This is a genomic window from Sphingomonas sp. S2M10, from assembly GCF_012650175.1.
Taxonomy (GTDB): Bacteria; Pseudomonadota; Alphaproteobacteria; order Sphingomonadales; family Sphingomonadaceae; genus Sphingomonas.
On sequence record NZ_JAAILI010000026.1, the window covers coordinates 42717 to 57847 of the forward strand.

General features: G+C 68.3%; 12 protein-coding genes and 1 pseudogene. 7 read left to right on the plus strand and 6 right to left on the minus strand.

The window, feature by feature from the left end:
• Positions 1 to 8: 8 nt before the first annotated feature.
• The 4 genes from S2M10_RS07065 to S2M10_RS07080 form a co-directional block, all read right to left on the minus strand.
• Positions 9 to 1559, minus strand: a complete 1551-nt coding sequence (locus S2M10_RS07065; protein WP_168845490.1) for an MBL fold metallo-hydrolase — start codon at positions 1557 to 1559, stop codon at positions 9 to 11.
• Positions 1559 to 3643 (minus strand): hypothetical protein, encoded by a 2085-nt coding sequence (locus tag S2M10_RS07070; RefSeq protein WP_168845491.1) that lies wholly within the window; start codon positions 3641 to 3643, stop codon positions 1559 to 1561. Before S2M10_RS07070 ends, S2M10_RS07065 begins: the two co-directional genes overlap by 1 nt.
• 186 nt (positions 3644 to 3829) lie before the next feature.
• Positions 3830 to 4279 (minus strand): PH domain-containing protein, encoded by a 450-nt coding sequence (locus S2M10_RS07075; protein WP_168845492.1) that lies wholly within the window; start codon positions 4277 to 4279, stop codon positions 3830 to 3832.
• 42 nt (positions 4280 to 4321) lie between these two features.
• Positions 4322 to 4783, minus strand: a complete 462-nt coding sequence (locus tag S2M10_RS07080) for an EF-hand domain-containing protein (protein ID WP_168845493.1) — start codon at positions 4781 to 4783, stop codon at positions 4322 to 4324.
• Positions 4784 to 4915: 132 nt separating this feature from the next.
• Between S2M10_RS07080 and purB the strand changes: the two genes are divergently transcribed.
• The 3 genes and pseudogenes from purB (at position 4916) to S2M10_RS07095 (ending at position 9437) form a co-directional block, all read left to right on the plus strand.
• Positions 4916 to 6232, plus strand: a complete 1317-nt coding sequence (purB, locus tag S2M10_RS07085; protein ID WP_168845494.1) for an adenylosuccinate lyase — start codon at positions 4916 to 4918, stop codon at positions 6230 to 6232.
• An 89-nt stretch (positions 6233 to 6321) separates the two neighbouring features.
• Entirely contained in the window at positions 6322 to 6867 is a 546-nt protein-coding gene (locus S2M10_RS07090) for a biliverdin-producing heme oxygenase (protein WP_168845495.1), read from the plus strand.
• Positions 6868 to 9437 (plus strand): annotated as a pseudogene (locus tag S2M10_RS07095) (HWE histidine kinase domain-containing protein).
• Positions 9438 to 9447: 10 nt separating this feature from the next.
• Here S2M10_RS07095 and S2M10_RS07100 read toward each other — a convergent pair.
• Both S2M10_RS07100 and S2M10_RS07105 read right to left on the minus strand, forming a co-directional pair.
• Positions 9448 to 9936, minus strand: coding sequence for a cupin domain-containing protein (locus S2M10_RS07100; RefSeq protein WP_348770546.1), 489 nt, complete (start codon positions 9934 to 9936; stop codon positions 9448 to 9450).
• A gap of 78 nt (positions 9937 to 10014) precedes the next feature.
• Positions 10015 to 10908 (minus strand): LysR family transcriptional regulator, encoded by an 894-nt coding sequence (locus tag S2M10_RS07105; protein ID WP_168845496.1) that lies wholly within the window; start codon positions 10906 to 10908, stop codon positions 10015 to 10017.
• A gap of 126 nt (positions 10909 to 11034) precedes the next feature.
• Between S2M10_RS07105 and S2M10_RS07110 the strand changes: the two genes are divergently transcribed.
• The 4 genes from S2M10_RS07110 (at position 11035) to S2M10_RS07125 (ending at position 15096) form a co-directional block, all read left to right on the plus strand.
• Complete coding sequence (locus S2M10_RS07110; protein ID WP_168845497.1) at positions 11035 to 12084, plus strand: NAD(P)-dependent alcohol dehydrogenase; 1050 nt, start codon at positions 11035 to 11037, stop codon at positions 12082 to 12084.
• A 73-nt stretch (positions 12085 to 12157) separates the two neighbouring features.
• A complete protein-coding gene (recO, locus tag S2M10_RS07115; protein WP_168845498.1) occupies positions 12158 to 12889 on the plus strand; it encodes a DNA repair protein RecO in 732 nt (243 codons plus the stop codon).
• Positions 12890 to 12946: 57 nt separating this feature from the next.
• Positions 12947 to 13999, plus strand: coding sequence for a 3-isopropylmalate dehydrogenase (gene leuB / locus S2M10_RS07120; RefSeq protein ID WP_168845499.1), 1053 nt, complete (start codon positions 12947 to 12949; stop codon positions 13997 to 13999).
• The gene (locus S2M10_RS07125) at positions 13996 to 15096 is read left to right on the plus strand and encodes a glycosyltransferase family 2 protein (RefSeq protein WP_168845500.1); all 1101 of its coding nucleotides are present in this window, start codon (positions 13996 to 13998) and stop codon (positions 15094 to 15096) included. Before leuB ends, S2M10_RS07125 begins: the two co-directional genes overlap by 4 nt.
• Positions 15097 to 15131: the final 35 nt, after the last annotated feature.

Here is a 15131-nt window from a genome sequence, read left to right on the forward strand (position 1 = left end):
CTTGATCCTCAGAGCACATGATATTCGAGATAGAGATCCGTCTCCTCGACCCGGTCGAAGAAGCCGGCGTCGACGCCGCGCAGCTCCGGATCGGCGGCGCGCGCGGCGCTGTCATAGTGGCGATCGTTGCGCAGGATCCTGCCCTTGGTGCGGGCGAGCAGCGCGGCGTTGACGCGCGGATTGGGCATCTGCCAGCCGCTGCGGCCCTGGGTCTTCCCGAACGCCTCGTCGGTGGGAATCGCCGCCACCAAATCATCGCGCGTCATCATCGCCAGCCCCTTGGCGTCGAGCGTGGCGTTATGGCTGCCGTGATGGCCGACCTTGTAGAAGCGGGTGCGGTTGAGGATCTGTTCGGCGCTGTGCTCGGCGCCGGTTTCGTCGCGATAGGTGCGGCTGTACCATGATAGCCAGTTCCCCACCTGCGCATCGGCGGCGAACAGCATCGCGCTGCCATCGGGCAGATCGAAGGCCAGTGCCAGGCTGGTGTTGTTGGTATCGCTGTCCAGCTTGAGCGCCAGCGGATCGGCGGCGCCCAGCCAGTCGGCATCGACGGTGCGGCGCTTGCCGGCTGCGTCCAGCAACTGGTCGCGCGGGCCGGGCTTGGCCTTGGCCGACGGCCCGACATAGCCGTAATAGCGCTCCGCGACCCACGCCGCATCCCCGGTGAGCGGTGCGCCTGCCTCCATCGCAGCGCGGACGTCCGCCACCTTGAGCGTGCGATAGGGCGGCGCGAACGGCGTGTCGGGATCGGCGGCGAGGTCGCCGCTCTCGGCGAAGCGGAGGATGTCCTCGCTCAGCTTCAGCTCGGCGAGATAGGTTTCCGGCGCCTTGGCGGAGGGCTTGTCCTTGAACAGGAACTGCTCGTCGCGGGGCGGGCCGAGGACATAGGCGCGCAGCGCGGGGGCGCCGGGGCGGCCGGCCGGCGTGGGCAGCACGGTGCCGGGTTCCAGGAACTGCGGCGCGGCCCTGGACTTGCGCTTCAGCGCCGCCATGATCTCGCGGCCCTGCAGGCGCCTGGCACCGTTGCTCGATGCGCCGCGAAAGCCCTGGAGCTCCACCGCCTGCGACGCGGCCGCGGCGCCTTGGCTTTCCAGCCGCGCCGCCAGCGCGTTGAGCGCGAAGCCCGCCTTGTCGAAGCGGGTGCGCAGCCGCTCGACCTGCGGATCGCCATCCTTTTCGGTCCAGCCCATCCAGAGATGGGCGACCTGCAGCGTCTCCGTGCCGGTCGCCGGATCGGGGGCGCCGAGGAACACGTCCTGCGCCTGGGAGAAGCCGGAGATATGGTCCCAATGCTCGTGCGTGACGACCAGCAGGTCGAGCACGCCGCCGGTGGTCGCGACGATGTCGGCGGCGATCGCCTGCATCCGCGCATCGGCCTCGGCGCTGCCGAGCAGCAGGCCGCAGTCGATCAGGATGTGCGAGGCCTGGTCGCCCTGTACCAGCCGGATCAGGAAACAGTCGCCCAGCATCCCCTGATAGGCCGCGCCGGGCTTGAGCGCGCGGTACATGCGGACAAAGACCTGGAGCGGCGCCGTGGCCGCCGGTGCTGCACTGGCCATCAGATCCCCCGGTGGATGAAGGCGAAGGGTTCGTTGGGGTGGGGCGCGGCGGCGGGTTCCCCGGTCGTCTCGCCGCTGCGGAAGGCGCGTTCGCGCTCGAGCCGGTCGTCATCGTCGATCCGCTTGCGCAGGATGCGCAGCAGCCGCCCGTCGCGCAGATCGACGTGCAGCGTCGCGCCGCCGCGGAACCAGAAGTCGGGCGTCGTCCAGCGGATGTCGCCGATCACCTTTTTGTCGCCGCGATCGGCGGCGGCCTGCTCTTCCTTGTCGAAATAGCCGCGACGGCGCTGGACGACCTCGGCGATCAGCAGGTGCATTTCGAATCCGTCCGGCCCGGTGCGCCGCGAGATGCGGGCCGAATGAACCTCGAACCTGGGCTGCGGCTTGCGTCGGCGATCGCCGAGGCTGCCCTCGATCGACAGCAGCGGACGGCAGCCATCGTCCTGCCGGTCGGCCAGGGGCATCAGGCGGAGCCCGAGCAGCCGCTCCCAATCGGCCGAGTCCGTAACGCGACCCTCCAGCCAGTCGTGAATAGCGCGCTGATTGTGGACGACCACCTGCATCGCCAGGTCGCGCAGATTGCGATGGCCGTTGTCGCCCATCGAATAGGCGGCATCGCCCTTGTCGGCGGCCTCGAAGGTCACCCCGAATTTGAGCCGGCTGAGCATGTCGGTGAACAACATGCTCAGTGCGTCGGCCGGGTCCGCCAACGGCGCTTTCGCATCGGTCTCGGCATGCCGAAGGATGTCCGGATAGTCCTCCAGCCGCGGCGCGTCCCACAACAGGCTGTCCGGCGCCATCGAGATGCAGCCGGGCACGGTGATGCCCCAGCGCTTGAACGCCTCGACAAAGGCGACGCGGTACCGCAGCGGGTCGTCGCGGACGAGATCGGTGTCGGCGGTGATGATCGCGCGCAGATATTCGCCGAACTTCACCCCAGCCGGCGGCAGATAGTCGAGCGCGCGGACACACATGCGCATCACCTGATCCGCCGCCGTGGCCGCCTCGCTCGCCAGCCGGCCGACGAGATCGGGGCTGAGGCCATTGCCGGGCACCAGCCCCGGCCGGGCGAGCCGCAGCAAGTCTTCGGTCCGGCGTTCGTAGATGGTGACGAACGCATCGAACACGGCGGCGACCAGGAAACCGCCGCGCGCATGCGGCTCGGTCGTCGCGCCCAGCGTGCGGATGGCGGCGGTGATGCTGGCCGCCGATCCGTCCGCCGGTGCCGCGGCGCGGTCGCCCAATGCTTCCAGCGCGTAGCGCAGCGATTTGCTGCGGCCGATCGCCCGGCCGAACTGCTCGGCGAGGCCGGTCAACAGCCCGGCTTCGCGCAGCGACCCGTTACTGGCGGCAAGCAGCTGCCGCACCACCGGCGTCATCGAGAAATGCTGGAGCAGCGCGACGATGTCGGCAAAGCCTTCGTGAAAGGCGGCAGCGTCGATGCCGCTCGGTTCGATCGAGCGCTGGCGCATGCCGTGGAGGATCGCGTGCGTGGTCTCGTGCGCGACGATATCCTGCGACAGGCAGGTGAACACCCAGCTCGCCTGGACGTCCGCGGCGTCTTGGTCCGGCTTGAAATAGCCGAACAGCAGCGCGCGCTTGGCCGGGCTGTAATAGGCGTTCGCCTCCCGAAGCGCGTGCGGATAGATCCGCAGCCGGGGGGTGAAGTTGCGCTCCACCGGGGTGAGCGCGGTGTCGCGCCACGAGATCTGCTCGTCGCGCGCCCAGAGCACCACCCGGCCGAGCGCGCGTTCGAACGCGCGGATCGTGCGCATCACCACCGCGAACACCATCTGCTGGTGGAATTGCGGCCGCCCCTCGGACGGATCGAGCCCGCCGTCGCGCAGCCAGGGATCGTTCAGGTCGACCGGCGCGTAGACCAGACCTGCCGCCGGATCCACGTCGATCACCTCGACATAATCATTGACCGGCCCCTTCTCGAGCGGCGCCTCCCAGCGCTGCTCCCAAGGCAGTTCGATGACATAGTCGTTGGCCATCGCCGTCGACAGCGTGACGGACGCCTGCGGATCGAAGGCATAGACCTTCAGTCGCCGGACGGCCGGCTTCGGATAGTTCGTACCCACACGCCTCTCCCCCTTGAGAGCAGTGTTTTGCGATCAGATCGTTACGATTTTTATGGTGCGACCGTCAGATAAAACTGGCCGTGCGAATGCCCGAAAGGACGCTTGCGGCCGGGACGTGATACGAGTCGATAGCTGCTTCCTAGCAGCTCAGCGTGACGATGCATAGGGTCTGGCGATCGGCCAGGATCAGCCGCGCAGGTCTTCCTGCACCATGTCCACTTCGCGCACCCCGCGCAGGCGACGGGCGTTGCTGACCAGTTCGCGCAGCTTCTCCCGCCGCTCGCGCGCATATTCGACGTCGCGGATCACCAGCGGGCCACCGCGCGTCGTCTCGTCCGACGAGGTGATGGTGAGGGTGCCGATGCCCGAAATCTGGTTGACGATCGAATAGTCGAGCCGCACGTCCTTGACGCGGTACAGCTCGATCTCGTCGATCGATTTGCGGACGATGCCGCGATAGAGGACGATGCGGTCCTCGGTCACTTCGTACAGCGTTGCCTTGTTGCCGATCCAGCGCAGCGCCAGGATCACGAAGCCGACGCCGATCAGGCACGAAGCGAGCGTCGCCCAGCCCGCGAACGAGCCCTTCAGCCAGCCCGCGGTGGAGGATTGGAAGCGATCGATCAACTGCGCCATGCGCGCATCATAGCCGGGGCGTTGCCCGCTGCAACGGCGAAGTCATCCCGCTTTCGGGGTCAGGAAGCGAACGAGTTCCTCGCGGCTCACCTTCGCGTCCCGGTTCGCGTCGGCCGAGGCGAAGCTGCCGTCGATCCAGCCGCGTCCCTCGGGGCTGTCCGCCTTGAAATCCGATTCCTTGGCGGTGCGCAGTGCGGTCAGCCAGCTGCCATATTCCGCCTTGTCGAACATCCCGTCGCCATTGGCGTCGTAACGGGCGAACTGGGCTTCCACCGGCAGCTTCGCCGGATCCGGGCGGGGACTGGGCTGCGCCGCCTCCGCCGCGGGAAGCGGGCCGGCAGGTTGCGCGGGGGCCGATAGCGGGCGGTCGGCGGGCACCGGCTGGGTGCCTGGCATGGCCTGGGTGGCGGTGGGCGACTGGCCGGCCTGCACCGGCTGGGCGGGCAGGTCCTGCGCCGGCGCGGTGGCCTGAAGCGCGGCGGCGGATAACAGCGATATGAGCATCGGACCTCTCCTATGCTCCGGACAACGGCCGGACCGCGCGTTCGGTTGCCGCTCTGCCCGGTTCTTGCTAGGCGCAGCGGCGACCCGCCCGGGGCTGCCGGGCACCCCCTTTTCCGCACACGAAGGAACGCCATGGTCCCCCGTTATGCCCGCGCCGCGATGACCGATATCTGGTCGCCCGAGACGCGCTTCGCCATCTGGTTCGAGATCGAGGCGCACGCGACGCAAGCACTCGCCGACCTCGGCGTGGTGCCGCAGAGCGCCGCCAAGGCGCTGTGGGACTGGTGGGCGACCAAGCCGGCGATCGACGTCGCCGCGATCGACGCGATCGAGGCGGTGACCAAGCATGACGTGATCGCCTTCCTCACCTGGGTGGCCGAGCAGGTGGGCGAGGAAGCCCGCTTCATGCACCAGGGCATGACCAGCTCCGACGTGCTCGACACCTGCCTGGCGGTGCAGCTCGCCCGCGCCAGCGACCTGCTGCTGGCCGATATCGACGCGCTGCTCGACGTGCTGGAGCGCCGCGCCCGCGAGCACAAGATGACGCCGACGATCGGCCGCAGCCACGGCATCCATGCCGAGCCGGTCACCTTCGGCCTCAAGCTGGCCGAGGCGCATGCCGAGTTCCAGCGCAACAAGGCGCGCCTGCTCGCCGCCCGCGCGGACATCGCCACCTGCGCGATCTCGGGTGCGGTCGGCACCTTCGCCAATATCGATCCGCGGGTGGAGGAACATGTCGCGGCCAAGCTGGGGCTGTCGGTCGAGCCGGTTTCGACCCAGGTGATCCCGCGCGACCGCCATGCGATGTTCTTCGCCACGCTGGGCGTGATCGCCTCGTCGATCGAGCGCCTCGCGGTCGAAATCCGCCACCTGCAGCGCACCGAGGTGCTGGAGGCCGAGGAATATTTCTCGCCGGGCCAGAAGGGCTCGTCCGCCATGCCGCACAAGCGCAACCCGGTGCTGACCGAGAACCTGACCGGCCTCGCCCGCATGGTGCGCGGCTATGTCACCCCGGCGCTGGAGAATGTCGCGCTGTGGCACGAGCGGGACATCAGCCACTCCTCGGTCGAGCGCTATATCGGCCCGGACGCGACGATCACGCTGGACTTCGCGCTCGCCCGCCTCACCGGCGTGGTCGACAAGCTGCTCGTCTATCCGGCGCGGATGCAGAAGAATCTCGATCGCATGGGCGGGCTGGTCCACTCGCAGCGGGTGCTGCTGGCGCTGACCCAGGCCGGGGTGAGCCGCGAGGACGCCTATCGCCTCGTCCAGCGCAACGCGATGAAAGTGTGGGAGTCCGACGGCGAACTGTCGCTGATGGAACTGCTCAAGGCCGATCCGGAAGTAACCGCGGCGCTGAGCCCGGACGTGATCGAGGAGAAGTTCGACCTCGGTTATCATTACCGTCATGTCGACACGATCTTCGCGCGTGTTTTTGGCACGGCATGATTTAAGGCCATTCCGGCCATAATGGAACGGATCTGCGGCGAGCGATTTGTGCTTGCCGTGGATCGCCGCCTCATGAAAAATCTGTCCGCATGAATGCCGCTCATCGCCGATTGCGGGAGTCCACGGGCGCCGCGCATGCGCGGGTCGACGCGCTGTTCAGCCGCTTCGATCTCGCCCGCCGCGACGATTATGCGGGGTTGCTCGCTGCCCATGCCGAGGCGTTGTTGCCGGTCGAGGCGCTGCTCGACCAGGGCGGCGGCGAAGCGATCACCGAAGACTGGCCGCAGCGTCGCCGCACGGGCGTGATCAAAGTCGATCTGGACGCCCTCGGCATCCACGTTGTCGCCCCCGAAATCCAGGATTCCGTTACGTCCGATGCCGCGATGGCGGGCATGCTGTATGTGCTGGAAGGCTCGCGGCTGGGCGGCCGTTTCCTTGCGCGCAGCGTGCCGGACAGCTGGCCGCGCGCCTATCTGGGCAGCCATCAGCCGCCACATATGTGGCCGGAATTGTTGGAAAAACTGGATGCGCTTCTATATGGGGCGGAATCCTTGGAACTTGCCGTAAGCGCCGCCAACCAGACCTTCGGGCGGTTCGAGGCCGCCGGCACGAAGTGGCTGGCGAAGGTTGGTTAAGTGGACGATGGCGTTTTTCAGGTCGATCTGACCAACTGTGATCGCGAGCCGATCCACCAGCTCGGTGCGATCCAGCCGTTCGGCTTCCTCATCGCGTTTTCCAGCGACTGGCTGATCAAGCGGGCCTCCGCCAATGTCGATGCGCATTTCGACGTCGCCGCCGAGGACATGCTGGGCACGCATGCCAGCGACTATCTGGAGGACGAGGCGATCCATGCGCTGCGCAACCGGCTGACGCTGCTGCGCGGCGACGATGCGCTGGAGCGGATCTTCGGGATCAAGGCGCTGCGCACGCGGGGCGGCGCCTATGATCTGGCGCTGCACATGATCGGCGACACGATCGTCGTCGAGGGAGAGCCGTGCACCGCCGATTCCGCCGGCGATGCCGCCAGCACGCTGCGCGCGATGATGGGGCGGCTGGACGAGAAAGAAACGCTCGCCGACTTCTTCCGCGAAGGCGCGCGGCAGGTGCGGGCGCTGACCGGCTTCGATCGCGTGATGGTCTATCGCTTCGAGCGGGACGGTTCGGGTGTGGTGGTGGCGGAGGCCGCGCGCAGCGGCATCGGCAGCTTCATGGATCTCCGCTATCCGGCCAGCGACATCCCCCAGCAGGCGCGCCAGCTCTATCTGCGAACGCCGTTCCGGATCATCGCGGACGTGCATGCCACGACGGTGCCGATCGTGCCGCCGCGCGACGAATTCGGCGCGCCGCTCGACCTTTCGCTGTCGGTGCTGCGGTCGGTCTCGCCGATCCATATCGAATATCTGAAGAACATGGGGGTGAAGGCCTCGCTGTCGATCTCGATCATCGTCGAGGGCAAGCTGTGGGGCCTGTTCGCCTGCCATCATTATGGCGGCCCGCGTTGCCCGGGCTTCGAGCGCCGATCGATGGCCGAGCTGTTCGGCCAGATGTTCGCGCTCAAGCTGGAGAGCCGCGAACGCAAGGAACTCTCCATCTACGAAGCCGCCGCGCGCGCGACCAGCGACCGGCTGCTGGCGGCGGTGGCGAGCGATGGCGGGCTGCTCGACGATCCCGAATGGCTGGGCAGCCGGCTGCGCGAAGTGGTGCCGTGCGACGGCATCGCGATCTGGATCGGCGGCAAGGTGGCGTTCAGCGGTATCACGCCGCCGCCCTCGTCCTTCGCCGCGATCACCCGCCGCCTGAACGCGATGGCGGCAGGGCGCGTCTTCGCGACCGACCATCTGGCCGAGGTGCTGCCGCAGGCAGCGGACTATGCCGATGTGGGTGCCGGCCTGCTGGCAATTCCGATCAGCCGGAGCCCGCGCGATTATGTGCTGCTGTTCCGGCAGGAACTGGTGCGCACCGTCAACTGGGCGGGCGATCCGCACAAGCCGGTCGAGCTCGGGCCGCACGGCGCCCGCCTGACGCCGCGGCAGAGCTTCGAATTGTGGAGCCAGGAAGTTCGCGGCCGCTCGCTGCCGTTCAGCGAGGTGGAACTGCGCGTCGCCGAGGTGCTGCGCGCCTCGCTGATCGAAGTGGTGCTGCGCCTGTCCGACGACGCCCAGGAAGAGCGTCAGCGCGCGTCCGAGCGGCAGGAATTGCTGATCGCCGAGCTCAACCACCGCGTGCGCAACATCCTTGGCCTGATCCGCGGGCTGGTGCGCCAGTCGCGGGCGCCGGGGATGGATGCGGCCGCCTATATCCGCCTGCTGGAAGGGCGGATCGAGGCGCTTGCCCGCGCGCACGACCAGATCACCGAGGACAATTGGGCACCCGCGCCGCTCGGCCGGCTGCTGCGCACCGAGGCCGCAGCCTATCTGGGCGACCGCTCGGGTCGGCTGGAGCAGGACGGTCCGATGGTGCTGCTGCGCCCCTCCGCCTTCTCGACGATGGCGCTGGTGTTCCACGAACTGATGACGAACTCCGCCAAATATGGTGCGCTATCCGACAGCGGCACCGTATCGGTGCGGTGGTGCCTCGATCCCGAAGGCGATTGCCGGGTCGAGTGGCGCGAACGCGGCGGGCCGGTGGTCCAGCCGCCGACGCGCCAGGGGTTCGGCACCACGATCATCCAGCGTTCGGTACCCTATGACCTCGGCGGCAAGGCGACGGTGCGCTATCCGCTGACCGGGCTGGAGGCGGAGTTCTGCATCCCCGCGCGGCATGTGGTGCTCGACGGCGCGGCGGCGGAGAAGCATGCCCGCGATGTCGAGGAGCCGGTGTCGCTCCCGGTGAGCGGAGAATTGCGGCCGGTGCTGCGCGGGCCCGTGCTGCTCGTCGAGGACAGTCTGATCATCGCGATGGACGCCGAGGACATTCTGCTGCGTCTCGGCGCTGCGCGGGTCGCCACCGCAGCGTCGATCGGCAGCGCGATCGAGGAAATCGGCGCGGAGCAGTTCGATGTCGCGATCCTCGACGTCAATCTCGGCGCGGAGACCAGTCTCCGATCGCCGATCGCCTCCGCGCGGAAGGCGTGCCCTATGCCTTCGCGACCGGCTATGGCGAGCAGCTCCAGCTGGGCGACGAGCATGCCGGCGTGCCGGTGCTCCAGAAGCCCTATACCGCCGTCAACATGGCGCGAATGCTGGAAGGGCTGCTCGGGCGCTAGGCCGATCGGCTCAGCTGCCCTTGGGTAGCTTGATCCCGAGCAGCACCAGCCTTTCCCCGTTGATGCCGAACCAGTGCGGCACCCCGGCGGGCACCAGAATCACGTCCCCCGGCGCCAGCGCGCGGGTGGTGCCGCCGTCGATCCGGCTGCCTTCCACCAGCGTGGCGTTGCGCACTTCCCGGTCGGGCATCGTGCCGCCGGAGATGAGCGTTCCGGCACCTTCCAGCACGATCGCATATTCGGCCTGATCGGGATGGACGGCGGGCTTGCCCGGCTTCTTCCAGATTTCGATCGCCGCGATGTTGATGCCGTCGCGTACCAGCGGCTTCCAGGCGAAGCCCTGTTCCGGCTTCATCTCCGCCAGCATCGCGCGCAGCTGCGCCTGCACCGCCGGACCGGCGGCGACGGCGGTGGGGTCGGTCGCGGTCTGCGCCAGCGCCGGTACGGCGGCGATCAGGCAGACCGGTGCAAGCGCGAGGAGGGGGGCGGGTATCTTCACGGCATCATTCTCCCTGTGGCGAGCGCGATCATGGCAGAGCTGCGGCACCACCGGAAGCGCGCGGGAGTCGTAGGTCGCTTAACCGCGCCAGCGCAGCCGCTCGACCAGCAGGGCGAAGGCGGGGGTGGGCTGGCGGCGGCTCGGATAATAGAGATGGTAGCCGGCAAAGGGCGGCGAGAAATCGCTCAGCACCGCCTCCAGCGCGCCGCTGTCGAGGTGCGGCTGCACCGCCGCGTCGGGCAGGCAGGCGATGCCGAAGCCTTCCAGCGCCGCCTGCAGCACCGGGAAAACCGAGGAAAAGGTGAGCGGCCCCTCCACCCGGACCCGGCGCTCGCGCCCCTCCTCTTCGAACTCCCAGGCGTAGAGTCCGCCATAGGTGGGCAGGCGCAGGTTGATGCAGGCATGGTCGGTCAGGTCCTCGATCGCGGCCGGGCGCCCGCAGCGATCGAGATATTCCGGGGCGGCGACCGCCAGCATGCGGGCATCGGGGCCGATCGGCACCGCCACCATGTCCTTTGCGACGATGTCGCCGAAGCGGACGCCCGCGTCGAACCGTTCGGCGACGATATCGGTCAGGCGATAATCGGTATCGACCTCCACGCGGATGTCCGGAAATTCGCGCAGGATGGGAGCCAGTTTCGGCCAGAGCGTGGTCTTCAGCGACAGCTCGTCGGCGCTGATCCGCACCAGCCCGGCGGGTTTCTCGCGCAGCGCGCTCAGCGCCGCCACTTCGGCCGCGATCTCGTCCAGCCGGGGGGCGAGGGTGGCGAACAGCCGCTCGCCGGCTTCGGTCAGGTTCACGCTGCGGGTGGTGCGGTGGAGCAGCCGCAGCCCCAGCCGCTCCTCCAGCCCGCGCATCGCGTGGCTGAGCGCGGAAGGCGTGACGCCGCTCTGCGCAGCGGCGCGCGTGAAGCTGCGCTGGCGGGCGACCGCCAGAAAGGCGGCGAGTTCGGAAAGCTGCTGACGATTCATTGCTGAATTCTATTCATCACCGCATGCAGCTTCCAGTGTCTAATCGTCGCTGCCGCGCCGCACCATCTTTGGTGATGAGGGGCCGTCCGGCCTCGCCTCCGCAACCACCACCCAGGGGAAATCCGCATGGCCACCAAAGCCTTTGGCGCCTACGCCGCCGACAAGCCGCTCGAAGCGATGGAGATCGAGCGTCGCGCACCCGGCGCGCACGACGTGCAGATCGACATCGCCTATTGCGGCGTCTGCCACTCGGACCTCCACCAGGTCCGCTCCGAATGGGACGGCACGCTCTACCCGTGCGTGCCCGGGCACGAGATCGTCGGCCGCGTCAGCGCGGTGGGCGAGCATGTCGCCAAGTTCGCGGTCGGCGACCTGGTCGGCGTCGGCTGCATGGTCGACAGCTGCCAGCATTGCGCCTCGTGCGACGAGGGGCTGGAGCAATATTGCGAGAACGGCTTCGTCGGCACCTATAACGGCCCGACGCCGGACGCGCCTGGCCATACGCTTGGCGGCTATTCGCAGCGGATCGTCGTCAGCGACAAGTTCGTGCTGAAGGTCGGCCATGGCGAGGAACAGCTCGCCGCCGTTGCGCCCCTGCTCTGCGCGGGCATCACCACCTGGTCGCCGCTGCGCCAGTGGAAGGTTGGTCCGGGGCAGAAGGTCGGCATCGTCGGCATCGGCGGGCTCGGCCATATGGGCGTGAAGCTGGCGCATGCGCTGGGCGCGCATGTCGTCGCCTTCACCACCTCGGAGAGCAAGCGCGCCGATGCGCTGGCGCTGGGCGCGGACGAAGTCGTCGTGTCGCGCGATGCCGACGCGATGGCGGCGCACGCCAACAGCTTCGACTTCATCCTCGACACGGTCGCGGCAAGCCACAATCTCGACGCCTTCACCACCCTGCTGAAGCGCGACGGCACGTTGACGCTGGTCGGCGTGCCCGAGCATGCGCATCCCTCGCCCAACGTCGCGGCGCTGATCTTCAAGCGCCGCTCAATCGCCGGCTCGCTGATCGGCGGCATCGCCGAAACCCAGGAAATGCTCGATTTCTGCGCCGAGCACGGCATCGTCTCGGACATCGAGATGATCCGCGCCGACGAAATCAACACGGCCTATGAGCGCATGCTGAAGAGCGACGTGAAGTACCGCTTCGTCATCGACATCGCGTCGATGGGCTGAGCCCGTTGCGGGGGCGGCGTTCCCGTCGCCCCCCGCATTTCCCTTTCCGCCGCCCAGCCCCTACATCGCAGCGATGCACCTTCGCGCCGAAGCCATCCTGCTCAGCGTTCGCACGCATGGCGAGCATGGCGCGATCGTGCGGGCGCTCACCGAAGGCGAGGGGGTGCAGCCCGGCTATGTGCGCGGCGGGCGCTCGCGCGCGTTGCGGCCGGTGCTGCAACCGGCCAACCTGATCCTCGGCGAATGGCGCGCGCGGACGGAGGAGCAGCTGGCGGGTCTCACCGTCGAGCTGCTCCACAGCAGGGCGCCGATGTTCGGCGAGCCGCTGCCCGCCGCCGCGCTCGCCTGGGTGACGGCGCTCACCGCCGCCACCTTGCCGGAAGGACTGCCTTATCCCCGCCTTCACGCCGCGCTGGGCGGCGTGCTCGACGCGATCGAGGCCGCGCCGGCGGCGCGCGGCTGGGCAGTGGCGCTGGTGCGCTACGAGCTGCTGCTGCTCGCCGAGCTGGGCTTCGGGCTCGATCTGGAACGCTGCGCGGCGACCGGCGGCAGCGAGGAGCTCGCCTATGTCAGCCCCAAAAGCGGCATCGCGGTCAGCCGGGCGGGGGCGCTGGGGTATGAGCACCGCCTGCTTGCCTTGCCTCCCTTCCTCACCGAAGGCGGTGCGGCGGACTGGGAGGACATCCTCGCCGGCCTGCGCCTCACCGGCCATTTCCTGGCGCGCGACCTGCTGATCGGGCGGGGTGCGGAACTGATGGCGGCGCGGGAACGGCTGGTGGACCGCTTGTTGCGAGCGGTTGCATAAACCGCCCCGAGGCGGCTAAGCGGCCGGATACCAGCTGCTGCTTGCGTGGGGATCGGAATGCCGTTGATTGCTGTTCTGCCGGGCGACGGGATCGGCCCCGAGGTGACCCGCGAGGCGCGCCGGGTGCTCGAGGCGATGAACCTTGGCCTCAGCTTCGAGGAAGCGCCGGTCGGCGGCGCCGGCTATCTCGCCGCCGGCCATCCGCTGCCCGATGCTACGCTGGCGCTCGCCAAGCGCGCCGACGCGGTGCTGTTCGGCGCGATCGGCGACCCCCGCTTCGAGAAGCTGGAGCGCCATCTGCGCCCGGAAGCGGCGCTGCTCGGCATCCGCCAGGCGCTCGGCCTGTTCGCCAATCTCCGCCCGGCGACGCTGTTCCCGGCGCTGGGCGATGCCTCGCCGCTCAAGCCCGAGGTGGTGAACGGCCTCGACATCGTCATCGTCCGCGAGCTTATCGGCGATGTCTATTTCGGCGAGAAGGGCCATCGCACCACGCCCGAGGGCCTGCGCCAGGGCTATGACGTGATGAGCTATAACGAGCAGGAAGTGGCGCGGATCGCCCGCGTCGGCTTCGAGATGGCCAAGCGCCGCCGCAAGAAGCTCTGTTCGGTCGACAAGGCGAACGTGCTCGAGACCTCGCAGCTGTGGCGCGACGTCGTCACCGCGATGGGCACCGAATATCCCGAGGTCGAGCTGACCCATATGTATGTCGACAACGCCGCGATGCAGTTGGTGCGCGCGCCGGCCAGCTTCGACGTGATCGTCACCGGCAATCTGTTCGGCGACATCCTCTCGGATCAGGCCAGCATGTGCGCCGGATCCATCGGCATGCTGCCCTCGGCCTCGCTCGCCGACTGGTCGGGCGCGAACGGCATGTACGAGCCGATCCACGGCAGCGCGCCGGACATTGCCGGCCAGGGCAAGGCGAACCCTTGCGCCGCCATCCTTTCCGCGGCCATGCTGCTGCGGCACTCGCTGGCCGACGAAGCGTCGGCGCAGCGCATAGAAAAAGCGGTCGCCGCAGCACTCGCCAAGGGCGCGCGGACGGCCGATCTCGGGGGCAATCTTTCAACGTCCGCGATGGGGGACGCGGTGCTGCTGGAGCTTCAGTGAGCGAAACCCTGCTCGAACTCGCGATCGTTATTCCCACGTTCAACGAACGCGCCAATGTGCCCCTCTTGATCGCCAAGCTGGACGCGGCCCTTGCCGGGCGCGCCTGGGAAGCGATCTTCGTGGATGACGACAGCCCGGACGGAACGTCCGACGCCGCGCGCGACATCGCCCGCCGCGATCCGCGCGTGCGCGTGATTCAGCGGATCGGGCGACGCGGCCTGTCCTCGGCCTGCATCGAGGGGATGTGCGCGACGGCGGCCCCATGCGTCGCGGTGATCGACGGCGATCTGCAGCATGACGAGACGCTGCTGCCCAAGATGCTCGACGCGCTGCAGGCCGATGCCGCGCTCGACGTGGTGATCGGCTCACGTTTCTGCGACGGCGGCGGGACCGGCGAATGGGACCGCGAGCGCGTCGCCAAATCGGCCTTCGCGACCAGGCTCTCGCGCCAGGTGCTCAAGGCCGACCTGACCGATCCGATGAGCGGCTTCTTCATGATCCGCAGCGAGATCGCGCGCGGGCTGGTGCCGGTGCTCTCCGGTATCGGCTTCAAGATCCTGCTCGACATCATGACCGCGAGCCCCCGGCCGCTGAGCTTCCGCGAGCTGCCCTATACCTTCCGCGTCCGCACGGAGGGCGAGAGCAAGCTCGATTACGTCGTCGCGATGGAATATCTGATCGCGCTGTACGACCGGATGTTCGGCAAGGTCGTGCCCGTCCGCTTTGCGATGTTCTCGGCGATCGGCGCGATGGGCGCGGCGGTGCACCTCAGCGTGCTGTTCCTGCTGTTCCGGGTAGCGGGGCTGCCGTTCGTGACCGGCACGATTGTCGCGACGATCGTGGCGATGACGTTCAACTATCTGCTCAACAACGCCCTGACCTATCGTGAGCGGCGCCTGAAGGGGGCGGCGCTGATCGGCGGCTGGGTGAGCTTCTGCCTGGTATGCGCGGTGGGGGCGGCGGCCAATGTCGGGCTCGCGGCGTTCCTCCACAATGTCCAGCATGGCGACTGGCGGCTCTCCGCGCTGGCGGGGATCGCGGTGGCGGCGGTGTGGAATTTCGCGCTGTCGTCGCGGTTCGTGTGGGGGCGGTACTAGTCAGAAACTAGCCCCTCCCCTTCAGGGGAGGGGTT

Excerpts from the sequence above, each read along its gene's own strand:
- S2M10_RS07065 (WP_168845490.1), bottom strand. The coding sequence starts at position 1,559 with ATGGCCAGTGCAGCACCGGCGGCCACGGCGCCGCTCCAGGTCTTTGTC.
- S2M10_RS07075 (WP_168845492.1), bottom strand. The coding sequence starts at position 4,279 with ATGGCGCAGTTGATCGATCGCTTCCAATCCTCCACCGCGGGCTGGCTG.
- S2M10_RS07080 (WP_168845493.1), bottom strand. The coding sequence starts at position 4,783 with ATGCTCATATCGCTGTTATCCGCCGCCGCGCTTCAGGCCACCGCGCCG.
- purB (WP_168845494.1), top strand. The coding sequence starts at position 4,916 with ATGGTCCCCCGTTATGCCCGCGCCGCGATGACCGATATCTGGTCGCCC.
- S2M10_RS07090 (WP_168845495.1), top strand. The coding sequence starts at position 6,322 with ATGAATGCCGCTCATCGCCGATTGCGGGAGTCCACGGGCGCCGCGCAT.
- S2M10_RS07105 (WP_168845496.1), bottom strand. The coding sequence starts at position 10,908 with ATGAATCGTCAGCAGCTTTCCGAACTCGCCGCCTTTCTGGCGGTCGCC.
- S2M10_RS07110 (WP_168845497.1), top strand. The coding sequence starts at position 11,035 with ATGGCCACCAAAGCCTTTGGCGCCTACGCCGCCGACAAGCCGCTCGAA.
- recO (WP_168845498.1), top strand. The coding sequence starts at position 12,158 with ATGCACCTTCGCGCCGAAGCCATCCTGCTCAGCGTTCGCACGCATGGC.
- leuB (WP_168845499.1), top strand. The coding sequence starts at position 12,947 with ATGCCGTTGATTGCTGTTCTGCCGGGCGACGGGATCGGCCCCGAGGTG.